The sequence below is a fragment of the Streptomyces sp. NPDC028991 genome (assembly GCF_055564775.1).
Window position 1 is genome coordinate 1 of record NZ_JBVHVP010000064.1, and the last position, 3,598, is coordinate 3,598.

Below are 3,598 nucleotides of genomic sequence, written 5' to 3' on the forward strand. Positions count from 1 at the left end.
GGACCCGCGCACCGAAGCCGCCAACCGCGCCGCCTGCTCCCCCACCGCCACACGCGACTTACCCGACACCACCCACGGCCACCACACACCCTCGGTGGCGGTGGTGTCCTCAGCGGGGTCGGTGGCGGACTCCGCGTCGTCCGTGGGCTCGGGCTCGGGTGCCTGCTCCAGGATGAGGTGACCGTTGGTGCCGCTGATACCGAAGGAGGAGACTCCGGCGCGGCGCGGACGGCCGGTCTCCGGCCACGGGGTGGCCTCGGTCAGGAGCCGGACGGCGCCGCTGGACCAGTCGACCACCGGGGTCGGGTTGGTGATGTGCAGGCTCTTGGGCAGGATGCCGTGCCGCATCGCCAGGATCATCTTCATCATGCCGGCGACGCCGGCGGCGGCCTGGGTGTGGCCGATGTTCGACTTCAGGGAGCCGAGGAGCAGCGGCTGTTCGGGGGCCCGGTGCTGGCCGTAGGTGGCGAGGATGGCCTGCGCCTCGATCGGGTCGCCGAGCGGGGTGCCGGTGCCGTGCGCCTCGACGGCGTCGACCTCACCGGGGATGAGGCCCGCGTTGGCGAGGGCCTGGCGGATGACGCGCTGCTGGGAGGGGCCGTTGGGGGCGGTCAGGCCGTTGGAGGCGCCGTCCTGGTTGAGGGCCGAGCCACGGACCACCGCGAGCACGGGGTGGCCGTTGCGGCGCGCGTCGGAGAGCCGTTCGAGGAGCACCAGGCCGACGCCCTCGGCGAAGCCCATGCCGTCGGCGCCCTCCGCGAAGGCCTTGCAGCGGCCGTCGGCGGCCAGACCGCGCTGCCGGGAGAACTCCACGTACGGCTCGGGTGTGGACATGACGGTGACGCCGCCGGCCAGCGCCATGGTGCACTCGCCGGTGCGCAGCGACTGGAGCGCCAGGTGCAGGGCCACCATCGAGGAGGAGCAGCCGGTGTCCATGGTGACGGCGGGTCCCTCGAAGCCGTACGTGTAGGAGAGACGGCCCGAGGCGATGCTGGAGGCGTTGCCGGTCATCAGGTGACCGGCGAGCTGCTCCTGGGCGGCGGCACCGCCGAGCCGGACCTGGTAGTCGGTGGTGATGCTGCCGACGAAGACGCCGGTGGCGCTGTTGCGCAGGGTTCCCGGGTCGATGCCGGCACGCTCGAAGGTCTCCCAGGAGGTCTCCAGGAGCAGCCGCTGCTGCGGGTCCATGGCGAGGGCCTCGCGCGGGGAGATCCCGAAGAACGCCGGGTCGAATCCGGCGACGTCCCGGATGAAGCCGCCCTCGCGGCTGTACGTGGTGCCTTGCCGGTCGGGGTCCGGGTCGTACATCGAGTCCAGGTCCCAGCCGCGGTCCTCGGGCGGGGTGGACACGACGTCCAGCTCGGCCGCCATCAGGTCCCACAGTTCCTCGGGCGTGGTGACGCCGCCGGGGAAGCGGCAGGCCATCGCGACGACGGCCATCGGCTCGTCGGTGGCGCCCGCGGACACCACCACGGGCGCGGCGGCGGTGCGGTCCTCGCCGAGCATCTGGGTGCGCAGGTGTGCGACGACCGCTGTGGTGTTCGGGTAGTCGAAGAGCAGGGTGGTGGGGAGCTTGACGTCGGTGGCGGTGGTGATCCGGTTGCGGACCTCCACGGCGGTCAGCGAGTCGAAGCCCAGGTCCTTGAAGGCGCGGTTGACGTCGACCGCGTCCGGCGAGGAGTACCGCAGGGCGGTGGCGACCTCGGCCCGGACCAGGTCGGTGAGCAGACGGTCCTGCTCGGCGGGCGTGAGGGTGCGCAGCCGGTCGCGCAGGGCGTGGGTGCCGGGCACCGCGGCGGCGACCGCCTCCAGGGCGCGGCGGACCTCCGGCAGGTCCCGGACGAGCGGGCTGGGCCGGGCCGCCGTCATCACGGAGGTGTACGAGCGCCAGTCCACGTCGACGACGGTGGTGTGCGGGGCGTCCTCGGCGACGGCGGCGCGCAACGCGGTGACGGCGGTCTCGGGGGCCATGGGGGCGAGGCCGTCGTGGCTCATCCGGTCGGCGAGCACGTCGGCGGTGGCCATGCCGGCGTCCGCCCACGGGCCCCAGGCCACGGAGGTGACGGGCAGGCCCTCGGCTCGCCGCTGTTCGGCGACGGCGTCCAGGTAGGCGTTGGCGGCGGCGTAGTTGGCCTGTCCGGCGTTGCCGAGGACGCCGACGATCGACGAGAACAGCACGAACAGGGTGACCGGGTGGTCGCGGGTCAGTTCGTGCAGGTGGGCGGTGCCGGCGGTCTTCGGGCGGAGCACCGCCTCGAAGCGGTCCAGGGTGAGGGAGCCGAGGACACCGTCGTCGAGGACGCCGGCGGCGTGCACGACACCGGTGAGGGGCAGTTCGGCGGGAACGGTGGCCAGGAGGCGGGTGAGGGAGTCGCGGTCGGCCACGTCGCAGTCGGCGACGGTGACCCGGGCGCCGAGGCCGGCAAGCTCCGCCACCAGTTCGGACACGCCGGGGGCGTCGGGGCCGCGGCGGCTGGTGAGGACGAGGTGGCGGGCGCCGTGGGCGGCCAGCGAGCGGGCGACATGGGCGCCGAGCGCGCCGGTACCGCCGGTGATCAGGACGGTGTGGTGGTCGCCCCAGCCGCCGAGCCCGTCGTCCTCGGCGGTCGTCGCGGTCACGTCCGCCGGGCTCTCGGCGGCAGCGGTCGGCTCGGGGAGTGGCATGCGGGCCAGGCGGCGGGCGTACGCGCCGGAAGTCCGTACGGCGATCTGGTCCTCGTCGCCACCGAGGAGAGCGGCGAGCCGGGCGAGGCACCGGGCGCCGGGCTCCACGGGAACGTCGGCGAGGCCGCCCCAGACGTCGGGCAGCTCCAGGGCTACGGCCCGGCCGAAACCCCACGTCTCGGCCTGGACCGGCGAGGTCAGCGGGTCGCGGCCGTCGACCGAGACGGCGCCCCGGGTCAGGGCCCACACCCGGGCCCCGGTGCCGGACAGGGCGTGTACAAGGTCCTTGGCGGCGGCGAGGCCGCGCGGTACGGCGGGGTGGTCGGGGTGGGGGCGTTCGTCGAGCGCGAGCAGGGAGAGCACTCCGGTGGGCGCGTCGCAGTCGGTGTCCGAGCCGTCGCCCGTGCCCGTGGTGAGGAGGGCGGTGAGGGCGGCGGTGTCCTCGTCGCCGGTGAGGTCGTGGCGTTCGATGCGCAGCCCGCGGGCGGCCAGGGCCCCCAGCACGTCGGCCACCCACGGGTCGTCGGCGTGTCCGGCGGGGACGAGTGCCGGCCAGCGGCCGCCGGGCACGGTGCCGTCGGCGCCGGTCAGCGTGGTCCAGGTGACGCGGTAGCGCCAGCCGTCCAGGGTCGAGCGCAGGGTACGGCGGCGGCGCCAGGACGCCAGCGCGGGCAGCAGCGTACCGAAGGCCTCGACGTCGTCCCCGGTGACTTCCAGGACGGACGAGAGCCGGGTGATGTCGCCGCTCTCGACGGCCGACCAGAATTCGCCGTCCGCGCTGTCACCGCCGGACGCGGTGACGGCCGGCTCCGCGGGCGTCAGCCAGTACCACTCACGACGGAAGGGGTAGGTGGGGAGGTCGACGCGGTGGGGCCGGACGCCTTCGTAGTACGTGTCCCAGTCGACGCCGGCGCCCAGCGCCCACGCCTCGCCC

1 protein-coding gene is annotated in these 3,598 nt (G+C 74.7%); it reads right to left on the minus strand.

What is annotated here, in order from left to right:
* Positions 1-3,598 (minus strand): SDR family NAD(P)-dependent oxidoreductase (locus ACZ4V1_RS35815; protein ID WP_468345340.1); only part of this gene is annotated, 3,598 nt, incomplete at both ends.